Annotated in this window: 15 protein-coding genes and 1 tRNA gene; 10 read left to right on the plus strand and 6 right to left on the minus strand. The window is 70.8% G+C overall.

From position 1 onward, the window contains the following. The first annotated feature begins 79 nt into the window (after positions 1–79). Positions 80–373, plus strand: a complete 294-nt coding sequence (locus H4W81_RS50135; RefSeq protein WP_420538726.1) for a replication initiator — start codon at positions 80–82, stop codon at positions 371–373. 431 nt (positions 374–804) lie between these two features. On the opposite strand, the gene H4W81_RS24745 is transcribed toward H4W81_RS50135, so the two are convergent. Further along, positions 805–877: transfer RNA gene (locus H4W81_RS24745), tRNA-Asn, on the minus strand. A gap of 127 nt (positions 878–1,004) precedes the next feature. Between H4W81_RS24745 and H4W81_RS24750 the strand changes: the two genes are divergently transcribed. Next, a complete protein-coding gene (locus tag H4W81_RS24750; protein ID WP_192776996.1) occupies positions 1,005–1,337 on the plus strand; it encodes a YtxH domain-containing protein in 333 nt (110 codons plus the stop codon). A 45-nt stretch (positions 1,338–1,382) separates the two neighbouring features. Here H4W81_RS24750 and H4W81_RS24755 read toward each other — a convergent pair whose 3' ends face one another. From H4W81_RS24755 to H4W81_RS24765, 3 genes are read right to left on the minus strand one after another with little or no spacing between them, the layout of a single operon-like run. Next, positions 1,383–1,856, minus strand: a complete 474-nt coding sequence (locus tag H4W81_RS24755) for a hypothetical protein (protein ID WP_192776997.1) — start codon at positions 1,854–1,856, stop codon at positions 1,383–1,385. Further along, a complete protein-coding gene (locus H4W81_RS24760; RefSeq protein ID WP_192776998.1) occupies positions 1,853–3,130 on the minus strand; it encodes an amylo-alpha-1,6-glucosidase in 1,278 nt (425 codons plus the stop codon). The genes H4W81_RS24755 and H4W81_RS24760 overlap by 4 nt, the downstream gene beginning before the upstream one ends. 38 nt (positions 3,131–3,168) lie before the next feature. Further along, positions 3,169–3,342 carry a hypothetical protein gene (locus H4W81_RS24765; RefSeq protein WP_192776999.1) on the minus strand — a complete coding sequence of 58 codons (174 nt, stop codon included), beginning with the start codon at positions 3,340–3,342 and terminating at the stop codon, positions 3,169–3,171. Positions 3,343–3,540: 198 nt separating this feature from the next. On the opposite strand from H4W81_RS24765, the gene H4W81_RS24770 reads away from it, so the two are divergent. The 7 genes from H4W81_RS24770 (at position 3,541) to H4W81_RS24800 (ending at position 12,240) form a co-directional block, all read left to right on the plus strand. Continuing rightward, the gene (locus H4W81_RS24770) at positions 3,541–4,722 is read left to right on the plus strand and encodes a coiled-coil domain-containing protein (protein ID WP_192777000.1); all 1,182 of its coding nucleotides are present in this window, start codon (positions 3,541–3,543) and stop codon (positions 4,720–4,722) included. Beyond that, entirely contained in the window at positions 4,719–6,929 is a 2,211-nt protein-coding gene (locus H4W81_RS24775) for a serine/threonine-protein kinase (RefSeq protein WP_192777001.1), read from the plus strand. The genes H4W81_RS24770 and H4W81_RS24775 overlap by 4 nt, the downstream gene beginning before the upstream one ends. Beyond that, positions 6,926–7,768, plus strand: a complete 843-nt coding sequence (locus tag H4W81_RS24780; protein WP_318781934.1) for a protein phosphatase 2C domain-containing protein — start codon at positions 6,926–6,928, stop codon at positions 7,766–7,768. Before H4W81_RS24775 ends, H4W81_RS24780 begins: the two co-directional genes overlap by 4 nt. After that, the gene (locus tag H4W81_RS24785) at positions 7,768–9,030 is read left to right on the plus strand and encodes a vWA domain-containing protein (protein ID WP_192777003.1); all 1,263 of its coding nucleotides are present in this window, start codon (positions 7,768–7,770) and stop codon (positions 9,028–9,030) included. The genes H4W81_RS24780 and H4W81_RS24785 overlap by 1 nt, the downstream gene beginning before the upstream one ends. Positions 9,031–9,325: 295 nt before the next feature. After that, positions 9,326–9,823 (plus strand): FHA domain-containing protein, encoded by a 498-nt coding sequence (locus tag H4W81_RS24790; protein WP_318781935.1) that lies wholly within the window; start codon positions 9,326–9,328, stop codon positions 9,821–9,823. Next, complete coding sequence (locus H4W81_RS24795; RefSeq protein ID WP_192777005.1) at positions 9,820–11,112, plus strand: hypothetical protein; 1,293 nt, start codon at positions 9,820–9,822, stop codon at positions 11,110–11,112. The genes H4W81_RS24790 and H4W81_RS24795 overlap by 4 nt, the downstream gene beginning before the upstream one ends. Positions 11,113–11,406: 294 nt before the next feature. Beyond that, the gene (locus H4W81_RS24800) at positions 11,407–12,240 is read left to right on the plus strand and encodes a glutamate ABC transporter substrate-binding protein (protein ID WP_192777006.1); all 834 of its coding nucleotides are present in this window, start codon (positions 11,407–11,409) and stop codon (positions 12,238–12,240) included. 264 nt (positions 12,241–12,504) lie between these two features. Here H4W81_RS24800 and rpoD read toward each other — a convergent pair whose 3' ends face one another. After that, positions 12,505–13,608 carry an RNA polymerase sigma factor RpoD gene (gene rpoD, locus H4W81_RS24805; protein WP_397126170.1) on the minus strand — a complete coding sequence of 368 codons (1,104 nt, stop codon included), beginning with the start codon at positions 13,606–13,608 and terminating at the stop codon, positions 12,505–12,507. Between the two features lie 279 nt (positions 13,609–13,887). On the opposite strand from rpoD, the gene H4W81_RS24810 reads away from it, so the two are divergent. Next, complete coding sequence (locus H4W81_RS24810) at positions 13,888–14,754, plus strand: hypothetical protein (RefSeq protein ID WP_192777007.1); 867 nt, start codon at positions 13,888–13,890, stop codon at positions 14,752–14,754. Between the two features lie 129 nt (positions 14,755–14,883). Here the strand turns inward: H4W81_RS24810 and dnaG are convergent, their stop codons facing one another. Next, positions 14,884–16,725 carry a DNA primase gene (gene dnaG, locus H4W81_RS24815; protein ID WP_192777008.1) on the minus strand — a complete coding sequence of 614 codons (1,842 nt, stop codon included), beginning with the start codon at positions 16,723–16,725 and terminating at the stop codon, positions 14,884–14,886. Between the last annotated feature and the right edge of the window lie 420 nt (positions 16,726–17,145).

Raw genomic sequence — 17,145 nt, forward strand, 5'->3', positions numbered from 1 at the left:
CGGGAGGACATCTGACTCTCGTCCTCCCGGCGGCACCTCTCACTTCGTCCTGAACACGTAAGAGGTGACGCTGCCATGCATGCGGCTCTATCCGACCCATCACCCTGTCCGCCTCCGGCGACGCCCTCGACGACCAGGCCGTCGCCGCCTACCTCGCCAAGTACTCCACCAAAGGCACCGAAGCCACAGGCCACGCCTCCCGGCGACTCCCCCCGACACCATCGACCTGTACGCCAACCCCCACGGCACCCACCCCGAACGCCTCATCGCCGCCGCCTGGACCCTCGACCAAGCACCAGGCTGGACCCGACTGCGCAGGTGGGCCCACATGCTCGGCTTCGGCGGACACTTCCTCACCAAAGCCCGCCGCTGACGAACTCAAACGGCACCGAGCACGCCAGGCCGCTCAGAAGCGGGTCGCTGGCGAGGCGTGGCAGGAGCACGGTCTCGTCTTCACGCGCGACGACGAACCCTGCTCGATCCCATGCGCGTACTGCGTGGCCTGCGAGTGATCACGAAGAAGGCTGGCATCGGGAACTGAGACATTCCTTCGTCTCGATCCTGAGCGACGGGGACGTCTCGGTGGAACGTATCGCCGATCTTGTCGGCACTCGACACCCACCACGCAGACCGTCCACCGGCACCAGATCAGGCCGCTCATCGTGCATGGAGCTGAAACCATGGACGCCAGCAACGATGATCAAACCGGGTAGCGGCTCCCCTACTGGCTCCCGGTACGACTCAGGCCCCCTCCCTGCAATCCAGGAAGGGGGCCTGAGCTGTGTGTCCGTCAGGACTACGAAGCTCCCGCGATAGGACTCGAACCTATAACCTGCCGGTTAACAGCCGGCTGCTCTGCCGATTGAGCTACACGGGATCGGACTTTCGCGCCTTCCGGTCGGGCTGTTTGGCCCTTTCCGTTTGGCGCACGAATAGATTATCGCACATCCGGAGTGCGTGTCGCATCGTCATCGGGGTAGGCCCGGAGACAGCGGAGGTGGATTATGCGATATCGGGTGATGTTCGCTGTCGGTGTGGCTGTCGGCTACGTGCTGGGCAGCAGGGCAGGCCGCGAACGCTACGAACAGATCAAGCGCACGGCGCGGAGGGTCGCCGACAGCCCGACGGTCCAGGAGGCCGCGGGGCTGGTGGGGGCGCAGGTGTCCAAGGTGGCAGGGGCGGCGCGGTTGAAGGTCGGCGACAAGCTCGTCGACAAGATCCCGTTCCTGGGCAAGAACGGGCGGGTGGACGACCACCTCGACACCGGTACGGGCTGGCCCGAGTCCACGAAGGACAAGGAGACCGCCAAGATCGACGACACCGGCGTGCCGTACTAGGCGCACCGCGCGGAAGGGGGTCCGGAGGAATCCGGGCCCCCTTCTTCACACGCCCATGCTGCGCCTGAGGCCTTCCAGCGCCTGCTCGGCCTGGGCGCGCAGGCCCGGGTCGTCGGGGTCGAGGCCCTCGTCGAAGTGGAAGCTCCAGCTGAAGGTGTCCGCGCCCGGCGCCCGCCGGGCCACGAGGCGCACGCCGCCCCTGCCGGGCAGCTCGACGTACTTGTTGACCACGATGGTGGAGTTGACCCGCTCGCGCACCGCCTCCGGCAGCCGGTGCGGCGAGGCGACCCTGGCCGACAGGCGGCGCCCCTCCGAGGTGGTGAGCCGGAGCCCCTCGTCGTCCCACCCGGCCTGCTCCACCTGCTCCCACGGCACGCGCGTGCCGTCCGGCAGGAACAGCGCCTGATCGGTGGCGACCACGTAGCCGTCGGCGGCCTCGGCGAAGGTCAGGACCCGCTCCCCCCGTGCGGTGGCCAGGCCCTTGCGGACGGCGGAGGGCAGACGGCGGAAGATGCTCATGCAGCCAAGGTATCGGCGAGCAGGTCCAGGGTGAGCGCCGCACTCCAGGAGAAGTCCCTGCATCCCCTGCCGCTGCCGTCGAAGGGGTCGAAGCACTCGCGGAAGCCCGCCTGCCGGACCAGCCGCAGGGTGCCCGTGGTGAGCTGCTGCGCCAGGTGGGGCAGGTCGTGGATGGTGGCGGCGCGGCGCAGCAGCCAGTTGGTGTTGACCCACGACGGGCCGCGCCAGTAGCGGGTGCGGTCGAACTGCGGCGCCCTGATCTCGCAGCTGGGCACGGGATAGCCGGTCGCGCCCATGAAGCGGGCCGACTCGAGGATCTCCACCAGGGCGGTGACGATGTCGCGGGGCAACTCGGGGTCGAGCAGCGGGCCGAAGGCGGCCACGGTGGTGACCGGGATGAGCCGGCCGGTGCGCAGGTCGCGGGCGTGGAAGCAGCCGTCCCACAGCCGGTCCATCAGCGCGGACCTGATCAGTGCGGCCTGCTCGACGTGGGGCGCGGGGTCGAAGCCCGCCACGGGGGCCAGCGCGGCCAGGGCCTGGCAGGAGGCCAGCCAGACGCCGTTGAACAGGGGGTCCTCGATCGCGAACGGATGCTCGTCGCGCAGGTACTCCGCCCGATATCCGGCGTCGCGGTAGCGCAGGGCGAGCCAGACGTAGCGGTCGTGGTCGCTGGCGGGATGGCGCTCGTCGAGGCCGGGGGTGCGGTAGCCGTACCTGATCTCGGGGAGGGCGGCCAGCGGCTCGTCCCACGCGGGGCTGTCGTCCATGCCCGACTCCCACGGGTGCACGATCGCGGCGAGCCCGCCGCCGCCCAGGTCGCGGGCGGTGGCGAGGTAGGCGTGCTGGGCGGCCAGCGCGGGGAAGACCCGCCGGACATACCCCACGTCGGCGGTGTGCCGCCACAGCCGCCACACCGCCAGCGCGTGCAGGGGCGGCGCGGTCAGTCCCGACGTGAGGATGGCCGAGGGGGCGGCGGGGTGCTCCGACGAGCGCCAGACCGACGGCCCGGGAAAGTACGCCTCGGAGGTGTGGAAGACGATGTGCGGGATCATCCCGGTCGCCCACTGGCCCTCGAACAGGCCCTCCAGCTCGGCCATCGCCCTGGACGGCAGGCGCCTGGCCAGGCCGATGGCGACGAAGACGGAGTCCCAGCTCCACTGGTGCGGGTAGAGACCCGGGGCGGGCACGGTGGCCGACCCCATCCAGTTCGACTCGAGCACGTGCATGGCCTCGCGCCCGAGCGCGGCGTCATCCACCGCGGGCCGCGCTTCCATCTGCCCACTATGCGCCGGACTGTCCCTACCTGACCAGACTAGGAGCGACTGCGGTCCTCCGACTTGACCCACTTGGCGACGAACATCACCGCGAGGGCGACGCCGCCGATGATGAGTGCCCACTTCAGGAGCGTGAAGGCGAAGCCGAGGATCGGGCCGAGGAGCATGAGACCGACGATGACCAGAGCGACGATGAAGAGGATGCGTGCCATGTCACCCACGCTAGGGTCGCGGCGCTCGCGGCGACATGGTCTGAGCTCCGGATCAGGGAGAAGTCAGGGAGACCCTCTCAGGGTCAGGAACCTCCCTGGACATGTCCGACGTTGACCCGGTAAATGAGGGTTCGGGGGGTCACATTCGACGTTCACATTTCGACGGGGGAGACGTTGACGCAACCAGCCGGGCCGCCGATGAGCCGCGAAGGCGCCGACCACGCGCTGCGCACCCGCGTCGAGGAGCGGGACCGGATCTCCGGTGACCTGCTCGACCTCGAGTCGCACACCTCCTACCAGCTGCTCAAGACGACCGCGTTACGCGGGAAGACCCTCGCCAGGTGGACCGCCGCCCAGCAGGCCATGGCGCGGATGTGGTCGCTCTACGACGCCTACAGGATCGTGCTGCGCCAGGCAGAGGAGGTCAGGGCCCGCAGGGCCCGCCCCGGCCCGGCCGAGCTCGACGAGCTGACGTTCCTGCTCGCGGGCCCCTCCGTACGGCCGGCGGCCGAGGCCAGGCCCGTGGAGCAGCGCTCGTTACGCCCCGAGCAGGGCGAGGCGCTCAGCCTGGACGAGACCGTCGCGCAGATGGACCAGGCCTTCCGCACGGTGGGCAGCACGCTGACGGAGATCGACACCGCCTGGACCGCCCTGCTGCCCCGCCTCGAGCTGGCGGCGACCGCCCAGCGGCAGATCGCGCGGCTGACCGCCGCCCTCGGGGAGACCCCGTCAGGGACGGGGCACCAGGCCGAGCTCGACCGCCTCCGCTCCGCCGTCACCGCCGACCCCCTCGACGCCGCCTCGGCCGAGGCCGCCCTCGACAGACTCTGCGCCGCCCTCGACTCGCTGCTGGCCGACCTGACGCGCGCCGACGCCCTCAGACGCTCGTACGGCCCGCAGCACGCCGCTCTCCTCGAACTGGTCGACAAGGTCGGCGTCGCCGAGGCCGAGGCGCGCAGGACCCACACGGTGGTCGCCGCCAAGATCCTCTTACCTTCGTCCAGCCGGCCGCGCGCCGCCGCGGACCGCCTCTCCGGCGAGGCCGCCGCCCTGGACCCACCCACCGGCAGGCCGGGCCCCGGTTGGGTGGAGCGGGCCAGGCGCCTGGAGACGGTCGAGCGGGCGGCCGATGCGGCGCTGAACCGGGCCCGCGCCACGACCTCGGCGCTGCTGGGGCTGATGGCCCGCAGGGACGAGCTGCGCGGCCGGCTGCTGGCCACGCAGGCCAAGGCGGTCCGCGTCGGCCTGGCGGAGGATCCCGAGGCCACGGGGCGTTTCGCGCGGGCCAGACAGCTGCTGTGGACCGCCCCGTGCGACCTCAACCGGGCGGCGGAAGCGGTGGAGCACTACCAGGACGCGATCCACGGAGGGCCCCGATGACGACGTGCACGCGGCAGGACTGCGCGGGAACGATAGAGGACGGCTACTGCGACCTGTGCGGTCACCCGGAGAGCCCGCCCGCCGCGGCCGCCACGACGGGCTCCGGCTCGCCGATCGGCGCCAGCGGCGCCGGCTACTCGGGTGGCGGCGGCTACTCGGGTGGCGCTGTTCATTCGGGTGGCGTGCCGAGCGGGATGATGACGGCTCCGAGCGGTTCCAGGCCGTCGTCCGGCCGGCGGTCGAGGGGAGTGCTCGGTCACGGCCTGGTGGACGTGCCGCCGACGCCGTACCGCGACCCCGCCGACGCGATCATGGACAACCCCGAGGTCCCCGAGGACAAACGGGTCTGCTCCTCCTGCGGCAACCCGGTGGGCCGCAGCCGCGAGGGGGTGCCCGGCCGTACCGAGGGGTTCTGCCCGCACGACGGCACCCCCTACAGCTTCACCCCCAAGCTCGCGCCCGGCGCGCTGGTGGCGGGGCAGTACCGGGTGCTCGGCTGCCTGGCGCACGGCGGCCTCGGCTGGATCTACCTGGCCGCCGACGAGAACCTGGACGGCCGGTGGGTGGTGCTGAAGGGCCTGCTCAACGCCGCCGACACCGAGGCGCTGGCGGCGGCGGAGGCCGAGCGGAAGTTCCTCACCAGCGTCGACCACCCCAACATCGTCAAGATCTTCAACTTCCAGCGCCACGAGGGCGCGGGCTACATCGTGATGGAGTACGTCGGCGGGCCGTCCCTGCAGGACCTGCTCAGGGAGCGATTGCGCGAGGGGCACGCGCTGCCGGTGCGCCAGACGATCGCCTACACGCTGGAGATCCTCAAGGCCTTCGACTATCTGCACGCGAACGGGCTGGTCTACTGCGACCTCAAACCGGCCAACGTCATCCAGGTCGGACAGCAGCTCAAACTCATCGACCTGGGCGCGGTCCAGCGCATCGGGGCGGGTCTCGGCAGCTCCTACGTCACGGCCGGCTACCACGCGCCGGAGATCTCCACCCGTGGACCCTCGATCGCCTCCGACCTCTACACGGTCGCGCGGACGCTGGCCGTGCTGAGCCATCCGTTCAGCCCGGCGCGCGGCGGCGTGGAGCAGCCGCTGCCAGGACTCGAGGCGTGGGGCAACGAGTCCTTCCACCGCTTCCTCCTGCGCGCGACCGACCCCGATCCGGACCGGCGCTTCGCCGACGCGGCGGAGATGGCCGAGCAGCTCACCGGGGTGCTGCGGGAGATCAGGGCGGCCGAGGACGGCGTGCCGTACCCGGGACAGTCGGGTGTCTTCGGGCCCGAGCGGGTCGCGGAGGGCGTCACGGAGGTGTTCGAGCCGCTGGACCCCGCGGCGGCGGTGGCGGCGCTGCCCGTCCCGCTGATGGACCCCGCGGATCCCTCCGCGGGCCTGCTCTCCGGGCTGATCGCGCGCGATCCGCAGGACCTGCTGGCCGCCGTGGCGGCGCTGCCGGTCACCACGGAGACGCTGCTGACCAGGGCGAGGGTGGCGGCCGAGCACGATCTCGGCGAGAGCGCGCTGGAGGAGGCCGACCGCGAGCTGCCGGGCGAGTGGCGGGTGACCTGGTACCGGGCGGTGCGGGCGCTGGCCACGGGCAAGCCCGATCAGGCACTGTTCGACCGGTGCTTCAGCCTGCTGCCCGGCGAGCCCGCGGTGAAGCTGGCGCTGGGGTTCGCCCACGAGCTCGCGGGCGACCACGCGGCGGCGGCCCGCTGGTACCAGACGGTGTGGCGGACCGACCAGAGCTACGTCAGCGCCGCGTTCGGGCTGGCCAGGACCCGCCTGACGGCGGGCGACCACCAGGGCGCGGCCGCCGCGCTCGACCAGGTGCCCGCCTCCGCGAGCCAGCACGTGGCCGCGCAGCTGGCGCTGGTCGCGGTGACCGCGAGGCGTCCTGTGGCCGAGGTCGGGCCCGAGGAGCTGGTGGCCGCGGGCGAGCGCCTCGACCGGCTCAACCGGGTGGACGGCAGGCGGCGCGGCGAGCTCTCCGCCGAACTGCTGGAGGCCGCCCTGGAATGGATCGCGGCGCAGCCCGCATCGCCCTCCCCCTCCACCGTCGTGCTCGGCGCGCCGCTCACCGGCCGCGGGGTCCGGACCAGGCTGGAGTCGGTCTACAGAGAGCTGGCCAGGGCCGCGCCCACCAGAGCGGAACGGCACGCGCTCGTCGACCGCGCCAACGCGGTCCGGCCGAGGACGTGGCTGTGAACTGCCCGGCGTGCGCGGCGCCCGTCCTGCCCGGCCACGCCTTCTGCGAGCAGTGCGGCATCCGTCTGGAGGGCTTACCCCCCTGTACGGCCTGCGGCGGCGCCTTCGAGGAGGGCTATTGCGCCCAGTGCGGCCGGCGCGCGCCCGCCGCCTCCGACCACGTCGAGCTCGTCCTCGACTCCGGCTCGGCCGGGGCCAGCGACAGGGGCCTGCGGCACACCCACAACCAGGACGCGATGGCGCTCGGCGAGGCCGAAGGGCTCCAGCTGGCGGTGGTCTGCGACGGCGTGACGCAGTCGCCGCGCCCCGAGACCGCCTCGACGCTGGCCGCGCAGACCGGCGTGACGATCCTGGCCGAGGAGCTCAAGGCGGGCTCCACCCAGGAGAGCGCCACCAGGGCCGCCTGCGCCCGGGCCGCCCTGGCCGTCGCCGCCCTCGCCACCTCCCTCGACGACGCCCCGGCCTGCACCTACGTGTCGGCGGTGGCCGGGCCCGATCTGGTCACGGTCGGCTGGGTCGGGGACAGCCGCGCCTACTGGCTGCCCGACGACGGGCCCGCCGTCCTGCTGACCGACGACGACGTCGCCTCGGCCGGCGTGCTCACCGCCTGGCTGGGCGCCGACGCCAGGGACGCGGGGTGCAGGGCGCTGAGCTTCGTGCCCGACTCCCCTGGGCTGCTCATGGTGTGCACCGACGGGCTGTGGGGCTACCTCGACGAACCCGTCTCCTTCCGCGCCGCCGTCCCCCTGGAGGGGACGCGGGCGCTGGTCGAACACGCGCTCGCCTCGGGCGGACGCGACAACGTCACTGTCGTACTGATACCGGTCAGGAGAGCGTGATGAGTGATTTCACCCTGCAGGTGGACCAGCACAAGTACCTGCCGCTCGGGGGCAGGGAGGTGCACGCCATCCTCACGGTCACGGGCACGGTCGCGCAGGCGCCGCCCACGGAGGCCGCCGAAGTGATCATCATTGACACGTCGGGGTCGATGACCGGTGGCAAGATCAGGGAGGCCAGGCAGGCGGCGAAGGCCGCCGTGGACGCCCTGCGCGACGGCGTGGAGTTCGCGGTGATCTCGGGTGACACCTCGGCGCGCATGGTCTATCCGAGGGGACGGAAGCTGGCCAAGGCCGGCCAGAGCACCAGGGACAATGCCAAGAAGGCCATCGACACCCTCGACGCCAACGGCGGCACCTCGATCGGACAGTGGCTCCTGCTGGCCTGCGACCTGCTGGAGAGCAGGCCGGGCGCGATCAGGCACGCGTTGCTCATGACGGACGGCCAGAACAACGAGGGCGAGGAGGCGTTCGCCAGGGCGCTCAAGCAGTGCGAGGGCAGGTTCGTCTGCGACAGCCTCGGCGTCGGCGACGACTGGGTGCCCGACGAACTGCGCAAGGTCTCGAACGCGCTGCTCGGCGCCTTCGACTTCGTGCGCGACCAGAAGGACCTGGCGGAGTTCTTCACCAGGATCACCGAGGCGTCGATGGGCAAGACCGTCGCCGAGCTGGCGCTGCGGGTGTGGATCCCGAAGGACGCCACGCTGAAGTACATCAGGCAGGTCTCCCCCACCCTGCTCGACCTGAGCGGCAAGCGCACCCCGGTCAACCCGCTGACGGGCGACTATCCGACGGGGTCGTGGGGCGCCGAGGAGCGGGAGTACCACCTGTGCGTCGAGGTGCCGCCCGCCGCGCCGGGCCAGGAGATCAGAGCGGCGTGGATCAAGCTCGTCCGCCCGGACACCGGCGACGTCCACGCCAGCGGCAACGTCCTGGCGCACTGGACCGAAGATCTCGCTCTCTCGACGCGCATCAACAGGAAGGTCGCGCACTACACCGGGCAGGCCGAGCTGCACGAGCTGATCCAGGAGGGGCTGAGCGCGAGGGCGGCGGGTGACACGGCGACGGCGACCGCGCGTCTGGCCAAGGCGAAACAGCTGGCGGACTCCTCGGGGCGGGAGGACACGGCCCGGCTGCTGGCGAAGGTGGTGGAGATCGATCCGGGCACCGGCACGGCGCGGCTGCGCAGGCATGTCGAGAAGGCGGACGAGATCGAGCTGGACACCGGGTCCACGCGGACGAGCCAGCTCCGTCAGGAGGGCTGACATGACGCTGACGTGCCCTCAGGGGCATTCGTCGGGGGACGCCGAGTACTGCGACGTATGCGGCACCCCGATGCCCACTCCCCCACCCCAAGCCGCCACCCCCGGCTCACCCGGCAACCCCGGATCTCCCCCCGGGCCCCTGGCCTCCTCCCCCGAAGCACCCGGCTCGCTCTCCGGCCCTTCCACCTCCTCTCCTGGAGCGCCTGGCATCCCCGGCTCCTCCGCGGCTTCCGTCTCGCCGGGATCTGCGGCCGGCTCAGCCGAGACCTCCGCTGGGGCTGCTGGAACCCCCGATGTGTGCCCGATCTGCCAGACCCCCAGGAGCGGGCGGTTCTGCGAGATCGACGGGCACGACTTCGAGGCCCCTCCGCTGGATCCCGTCGCCCCGCCCCTGTGGGAGGCCGTGGTCGAGGCCGACCGTGTCCACTTCGACGAGGTCATCGCCCAGGAGGGCCCCGACGCCGGCACCGTGGTCTTCCCTCCCTACTGCCCCGAGCGCTCCTTCCCCCTGGTCGGACGGCAGGTGCGGATCGGCCGCCGCAGCAGGTCCCGCAACTCCTTCCCCGAGATCGACCTGGGTGAGCCGCCCGCCGATCCGGGGATCTCGCACCTGCACGCCGTCCTCATGGCTCAGCGGGACGGCACGTGGACGCTCGTCGACCCGGGCTCGGCCAACGGCACCATGGTCAACGGCAAGCCGCTCCAGATGAACGTCCCTGTGCCGGTCGGCGAAGGCGACCGCATCCACCTCGGCGCCTGGACGCTCATCACGCTGCGCCGGAGCGCGCCATGATGTTCCTGGCCCGCCGTACGGTGCCGGGTCGGATCAAGGTGATCTCCTCGGTCACCGTCGCCGCCCTCGGCCTGCTCTTCGCCACCCTCGCGTACGGCACCGCCGCCGCCCGCGAAGGGCTGCGGGTGATCGGCCACGACGCGGGACCGCAGGTGGTCGCGACGGCCGGGCTGTATCTCGGGTTGAGCGACATGGACGCCCAGGTCGCCAACGCGCTGCTGCTCGGCGACCGGCGGCAGGACGCCCTGGCCCGCTACGAGCGGCGGCGCGCCGAGGTGGGGAGCGCGCTCCTGCAGGCGCACACCCTCGCGGGAGCCGACGCCGCCGAGCGCCGCACGATCGCCTCCGTCCTCGAGGGACTCGGCCGCTACGAACGCCTGGCCGCCGAGGCCCTGCTCCTCAGCACTCTCGACACCTCCGGCTCCCCCGAGTCCGGCGACAGGGCGCTGGCCACCTATCGCCAGGCGACGGATCTCATGACCCGCGAACTGCTCCCCCAGGCGTACAACCTCACGCTGGAGAGCGGCACCATCGTCAGGCACGCCTACGAGGAGGGCCACTCCACCGTCGTCACCGTACGGCTGATCGCCCTGCTCTGCGGCGCGCTGGCGCTGGGCTGCCTGGTCTGGCTGCAGATCTTTCTGGCCCGCAGGTTCCGCAGGGTCTTCGGCCTCGCCCTCATGGCCGCCTCCCTCGCCACGGCGGCGTGCGGCATCGCCGGGGCGGTCATCATGGAGCGCGAGGCGGCATCGCTCGCCACCGCCAAGCGCGACAGCTTCGACTCGGTGCTCACCCTGGCCAGGGCCCGGGCGATCAGCAACAGCCTGCACGCCGACCAGAGCCGCTACCTGCTCGACGGCGTCCGCGCCGACACCTACCAGCACACCTTCTTCGACAAGTCGCAGTCGCTGGTCTATGTCACGGCCAAGAACCTGCCCGACTACCAGCGCGCCGTCGTCTCCCTCAAGGACGGCCGCTTCCTCGGCATGCTGGAGGGCCGGGACGTCACGACCGCCTGGCAGCGGTTCCAGCAGTCCGACCGGTCGCTACGCGCCCAGTCGGGCGCGTCGGCGATCGCCACGCTGACGGGTCCGGTGCGCTCGGCCTTCGACGCCTATGACGCCACCCTCGTACGGCTGGCGGACCAGCACCGCGCCACCTTCGCCAGGGCCATCGCGGACGGGGAGGGCGGGCTGAGCGGCCTGTGGACGCTGATCCCCGCGGGGATCGCCGTCATCGCGGGCGGCGTGCTGGCCGGGGTGTGGCCGCGGCTGAAGGAGTACCGATGACCCTGCTCCGCACCTCACGGCACAAGTCCCCACCGAACGAACTCAGCCGACCCCAGGACTTGGCGGTAGGGCGACGCCCGATCGGGTCCCCGAGCCCGCGTGGGAGGTCTCCAGACCCGCACAGGCACTCCACACACCGCGGCACCCCGCTGAGACAGGGTCCGCCCACCGGCCCCCCACGGGTCCATTCGCCCGGACAGAAGCTTTCGCCCTCTCGAGGGGAAACGTTGGATCGGTTCGCCAGTGGTCGAGGTCGAGGGTTCGTCCGGGCGGGGAGGGGCGCAGGTGACACGGATGCGGAGTAGCCGGTTCGGCAAGTCGTTCGCGGTGGGAGTGGCGGCCTGCCTGGTCGGGCTGCTCGCGGCCGGCGGGTGCGGCACCGGCGGGATGTCCTCGATCGTCGGCAAGGAGACCCTGGTCATCGGGGTCAGGTCAGACCTGCCCGGCCTCGGCCTGCGCACGGCGGACGGCCGGTTCGAGGGGTTCGACGTGGACGTCGCCACCTACGTGGCGGGCAAGCTCGGCGCCAAGACCAGGTTCGTCCCCGCGCTGGCGGCCGACAGGGAGAAGCTGCTGCTGTCCGGACAGGCCGATCTGGTGCTCGCCACCTTCTCCATCACCCAGGAGCGCAAGACCCGGGTCGCCTTCGCCGGGCCGTACCACCTGTCCTACCAGGACATCCTGGTGCGCGACGGCACCTCGGACATCGCGAACGTGCGCGATCTCAAGGGCCGCCGCATCTGCGAGGTGCAGGGGTCGAACGCGGCCCAGCGCGTGGTGGACGAACGGCAGATCGACGCGTCGGTGGTGCCGGTGGCGACCTATGACGAGTGCATGGCCATGCTGAAGTCGGGCCGGATCGACGCGATCAGCACCAACGACGTGATCCTCGCGGGGCTGGCGGCGCGCGAGGATGGTGGGGTCCGGCTGGTGAACACGCAGTTCAACGAGCAGCGCACGGGGGTCGGCATGCGCCGGGGAGACGTGGAGGGGTGCGAGCGCGTCAACCGTGCCATCACCGACATGTACCAGGACGGCACGGCGGCCCGCCTGCTCGACAAGTGGTTCGGCACGTCGGGCCTGACAATCGGCAAGGCAACGGTCCCCCAGTTCGAGGGCTGCTCATAGACCTCAGGATGCTCGCCAGAGGGGCGCGCCTTGCCCCCTGCGAAGGGTGGGGTGTGGGCTCGGGGGCGCCGTTGCGGCGGGGACTGTCGACGCCGACATACGGGCCGGCGGACGGAGAGCCGAGCACCGCACAACTGGCGGACAGCTGGGCACCCGCTGATGCGGACTGGCGGAGAGGTGAGTGACCGGCTGATGCGGACGTGCGGCGGGACAGGTCCCGGTAGGCCCGGGCCTGTCCCGCGGGGTGGCAGTCGAGGCGAGTGGTCAGTCGAGGTAGTCGCGGAGCATTTGGGCGCGGGTCGGGTGGCGTAGCTTGGCGAGCGTCTTCGACTCGATCTGCCGGATTCGCTCCCTCGTCACCCCGAACTCCCTGCCGACCTCCTCAAGCGTGTGCGGGTGCCCGTCGGCCAGGCCGAAGCGCAGCTGGATGATGCGCTGCTCCCTGTCGGACAGCGTGGCCAGGATGTCGTCGAGCTGGTCCTGCAGCATGATGAACGCGGCCGCCTCCATGGGCACCACCGCGTCCGCGTCCTCGATGAAGTCACCGAGGTCGGAGTCCTCCTCGCCGATCGGCGACTGCAGGGACACCGGCTCCTGGGCGATCCGCTGGATCTCCACCACGCGGTCGACCGGCAGGTCCATCTCGAGCGCGATCTCCTCGGGCGCGGGCTCACGGCCCAGGTCCTGGTGGAGCTGGCGCTGCACCCGAACCAGTTTGTTGATCGTTTCCACCATGTGCACAGGAATGCGAATCGTGCGCGCCTGGTCGGCAATGGCACGAGTGATCGCCTGGCGAATCCACCACGTGGCATAGGTCGAGAACTTGTAACCCTTGGTGTAGTCGAATTTCTCGACCGCGCGGATGAGCCCGAGATTGCCCTCCTGGATCAGGTCGAGGAACAGCATGCCACGCCCGACATACCGTTTGGCTATCGAGACCACCAGTCGGAGGTTGGCCTCGATCAGGCGCTGCTTGGCCCTGGTTCCCTGCCAGACCAGCTCCCTGAACTCGGGGAAGGCGAGCCTGGACACGCCCGCGGCGAGCTTGTCCTCGGCGAACAGCCCCGCCTCGATGGACTTGGCGAGTTCGACCTCCTCTTCCGCGGTGAGCAGCGGGACCCGGCCGATCTCGCGCAGATAGATGCGGACCAGATCGCTGGTCGGCGCCCGTTTGCCTACGTCCTCCTCATCGGGGCGGGCGGGCTCCTCGTCGCCCTGCGGCTCGAGAACCTCCACCCCGTTCTCGGCGAGCATCCGCACAACGCGTTCCAGCGCGTCGGACGGCAGCTCGGAGCGGTCAAGCGCGGCGGCTACGTCATCGACGGTTACGCTTCCGCGCTCTCTTCCTTTCGCGACGAGGTCCGCCACCTGGTCAACGGATGGCGGCCCACTTGGCAGCACCGATGTACCCACGGGACACAGTCTGCGGTATTGCTTCCATAAAATGGCAGACCCATTTTTGTCACTTGAGGTAAGGCATGCATCATTACCAAACCGAGATCTTATATGTGTTTGGCCAGAGTTTGATCAGGAAAGTAAACTCAATTACGCGATCGAGTTTGTCACGGGTGACGCCGATTGCGCATGAGGGCTGCGGTCCACCCAACTCGCCTGCACGCAGGGTAATCAGGCCATAGCATTCCGCACATGGCCTCCCTCTACCATGAGGCGCTCCACCGGATCTTCCAGGAGGACACCTCTCTTGTCGCCCGAGCCTTCGACCGGCTCCTGGGCGCCGCCATCCCCGAACCCCGCAAGATCAGCGTGGTCGACAGCGATCTCAACGAGTGCAAGGCGATCGTCCGTCGAGGTGACACGCTGCTCCTGGTCGAAGCTGATCCAGACCGCTACGTGGTGATCGTCGAGTCGCAGACGGAAACGGCCGACGACAAGCCCTTGGCCTGGGCGTACTACCTGAGCCACGCGGCGGCCAAGTACGACGCCCTGCCCGCACTCCTGGTGATCTCCCGCAGCCGTTCGACGGCCGGCTGGTCGCGCCAGTTCCACCGGCTCGGCCTGCCCGGCCTGCCGTCCCTCATCGTCTGCCCGCTCGTCCTCGGGCCGGACAACGTGCCGGTCATCACGGACCTGGCCGAGGCGTGCCAGGACGTCTCGCTCACGATCCTCACCGCGCTCATCCACGCTTGCGACAGCGAGGTGGGTGGCATACTGAACGTGCTGGCTCCGGCACTGAGCACGATCGATCCCGACATCGCGAAGGACCTAGCCGAGTTCACGGAAGCGGGTCTGCAAGGAACACCCGCCCAAGCGCTTTGGAGAGCCCTCATGTCCGCCATGACCTTCCCTTACCAGTCCGAACTCCGCTCCCTCGGACACGAGGAGGGGCGGGCGGACGAGGCGGCCAGGATGGTGCTTCGCGTGCTCGAACGGCGGGGCGTCGCCGTTTCCGACCAAGTCCGCGACCGCGTCCTCGACTGCACCGACTCGGCCGCCCTCGAACGCTGGTTCGACCGTGCCCTCGAAGCCACCACCGCCGACGAGATCTTCGACTGACGCGATCCAGCCAGTCACCACCCAAAGCCGCCCACCGCCCAGGGCGCGTGTGCCCGGTGGCCTGGACGCGCACGTGCACAATGGCCACTGTTCTCCGAGCAGGCGGCTCGGTGGTTCACCGAGGAGGGGCTAGCTGCCCGCCGCGCGGTCGCGCAGGACGCGGCGCTGCTGTTCGAGCGCCACCAGTTCGCCGAACAGCTTGTTGTACTCGGCCTGCTCCTCCACCGGGTTGAGCCGCTGCATGCGGGTCTTCGCCTGGTGAATGGCCCGGTCGACCGCCACCGCCTCGATGGCCACCAGCATGGCCGCGCCGTAGCGCTGCTCGGTCTCGGCGTCGGCCTGGACCGGCTCCACGGCGAACCTGGTGATCAGGCTGCGCGCCGCCTCGTCGGGGGCGTGCTCGATGAGCCGGTCGACCCACTCCCTGCCGCCGTGGCCGCCCGCCGAGGTGCCGCCCGCCGCCATGATGACGGAGTGGACGGTGACGTGGTCGGGCGTGGTGAACGCCTGGCTCTCCAGCGCGTCGAAGCGGGGCCCCAGCAGGGCCGGGCGCTGCACGGCCAGCTTGAGCAGCTCACCCTCGACCCTGACGTGCGGGTCGATCGGCGCCGCCTTGGGCGCGCGCTGGGGACGGCCCGCCTGCGCGCCGCCGACCTCGGCGATGCGCTGGATGACGAACCGCTCGTCCATGAAACCGAGCCAGCGGTCGAGGTCGATCGCGTAACGCTTGCGCAGCCCCGCGTCCTTGATCCCGGCCACGATCGGCGCCGCGGCGTCGAGCGCGGCGATCTTGCCCTCGTTGGTGCGCAGGTCGTAGCGGGAGATGGTGCTGCGGATGGCGAACTGGAACAGCGGCTCGCGGCTGGCCACCAGGTCGCGCACCGCCGCGTCGCCCTGCTTGACCCGCAGGTCGCAGGGGTCGAGCCCGTCGGGCTGCACGGCGACGTAGGTCTGCGTGACGAACTTCTGCTCGTCGGCGAAGGCCCGCAGGGCCGCCTTCTGGCCCGCCGCGTCGCCGTCGAAGGTGAAGATCACCTCGCCGGTCGTCGAGGACTGGTCGAGCAGGAAGCGGCGGAGCATCTTGATGTGCTCCTCGCCGAAGGAGGTGCCGCAGGTCGCCACCGCCGTCGGCACGCCCGCCAGGTGGCAGGCCATCACGTCGGTGTAGCCCTCGACGATCACCGCCTGGGAGCGCTTGGAGATCTCCCGCTTGGCCAGATCGATGCCGTAGAGGACCTGCGACTTCTTGTAGAGCGGGGATTCGGGGGTGTTGAGGTACTTGGGGCCGTCGTCGGTGTCGAGGAGCTTGCGCGCCCCGAACCCGATCACGTCGCCCGTCGCGTCGCGGATCGGCCAGATCAGCCGGCCGCGGAAGCGGTCCATCGGGCCGCGCCTGCCCTCCTTGGCCAGGCCGCCCTTGACGATCTCCTGCGCGGTGAAGCCCCTGCCGAGCAGGTGGCGGGTCAGCGCCTCCCACTCGTTGGGCGCGTAGCCCACGCCGAACAGCTCGGCGTCGGCCCGCTCGAAGCCGCGCTCGGACAGGAACCTGCGCCCGGGGGCGGCCTCCGGCGCGAACAGCCGCTCGACGTAGAACTCGGCGGCCACCTTGTGCGCCTCGATCAGCCTGGCCCGCTCGCCCTGGTCGCGCTTGGGGACGTAGCCGCCCTGCTCGTACTGCAGCTGGATGCCCGCCCGCTGCGCCAGCCGCTCGACCGACTCGTGGAAGGACAGGTGCTCGATCTTCTCGACGAAGGTGATGACGTCGCCGCCCTCGCCGCAGCCGAAGCAGAAGTACATCCCGCGCTCGGGGGTGACGTTGAACGACGGGCTCTTCTCGTCGTGGAAGGGGCACAGGCCCTTGAGGTTGCCACCACCGGCGTTGCGCAGCTGGATGTGCTCGCCGATGACCTCGGCGATCGGGGAGCGCTCACGCACGAGAGCGATGTCGACGTCACGGATCCTGCCTGCCACGCGGCGAGTCTAACCTCGCCCCCCGACACTTTCCGCCCATCCCCATCCCAGTGCTCCCACCCGCCGCCCCCTGCCTCTGCCATTGTTCACACCCGCGCCCCTCCATCCCGGCCTCTGCCGTTGTTCACCCGGTGCCCGTCCATCCCGGCCTCTGCCGTTGTTCACCCGGTGCCCGTCCTTCCATCCCGGCACCTGCTGTAGGGCGCCCCCGGCGTCCGTCCTTCCATCCCGTACGGCAAGCCGCCCCAAGCGCCTCCGCCCGGCACGGGGACCTGCCCGTCCAAGGGACGCTCCTCGAGCGCACGTGGCCGGGGCAGGCAACGGCGCCCGTAAACCAACCCCGTCGTGAAGCGACTCCGCCCCCTTCATCCGCGGCGCAACGCGGGACTGTACGGTTTTCGGTGTAACTCCTGATCAAGG

The sequence above is a fragment of the Nonomuraea africana genome (genome assembly GCF_014873535.1).
In the GTDB taxonomy this organism is placed as follows: Bacteria; Actinomycetota; Actinomycetes; order Streptosporangiales; family Streptosporangiaceae; genus Nonomuraea; species Nonomuraea africana.

What these genes read in the sequence shown, in the direction of transcription:
- H4W81_RS50135 (WP_420538726.1), top strand. Translation starts at nt 80, where the DNA reads ATGCGGCTCTATCCGACCCATCACCCTGTCCGCCTCCGGCGACGCCCT.
- H4W81_RS24750 (WP_192776996.1), top strand. Translation starts at nt 1,005, where the DNA reads ATGCGATATCGGGTGATGTTCGCTGTCGGTGTGGCTGTCGGCTACGTG.
- H4W81_RS24755 (WP_192776997.1), bottom strand. Translation starts at nt 1,856, where the DNA reads ATGAGCATCTTCCGCCGTCTGCCCTCCGCCGTCCGCAAGGGCCTGGCC.
- H4W81_RS24760 (WP_192776998.1), bottom strand. Translation starts at nt 3,130, where the DNA reads ATGGAAGCGCGGCCCGCGGTGGATGACGCCGCGCTCGGGCGCGAGGCC.
- H4W81_RS24765 (WP_192776999.1), bottom strand. Translation starts at nt 3,342, where the DNA reads ATGGCACGCATCCTCTTCATCGTCGCTCTGGTCATCGTCGGTCTCATG.
- H4W81_RS24770 (WP_192777000.1), top strand. Translation starts at nt 3,541, where the DNA reads ATGAGCCGCGAAGGCGCCGACCACGCGCTGCGCACCCGCGTCGAGGAG.
- H4W81_RS24775 (WP_192777001.1), top strand. Translation starts at nt 4,719, where the DNA reads ATGACGACGTGCACGCGGCAGGACTGCGCGGGAACGATAGAGGACGGC.
- H4W81_RS24785 (WP_192777003.1), top strand. Translation starts at nt 7,768, where the DNA reads ATGAGTGATTTCACCCTGCAGGTGGACCAGCACAAGTACCTGCCGCTC.
- H4W81_RS24795 (WP_192777005.1), top strand. Translation starts at nt 9,820, where the DNA reads ATGATGTTCCTGGCCCGCCGTACGGTGCCGGGTCGGATCAAGGTGATC.
- H4W81_RS24800 (WP_192777006.1), top strand. Translation starts at nt 11,407, where the DNA reads ATGCGGAGTAGCCGGTTCGGCAAGTCGTTCGCGGTGGGAGTGGCGGCC.
- H4W81_RS24810 (WP_192777007.1), top strand. Translation starts at nt 13,888, where the DNA reads ATGGCCTCCCTCTACCATGAGGCGCTCCACCGGATCTTCCAGGAGGAC.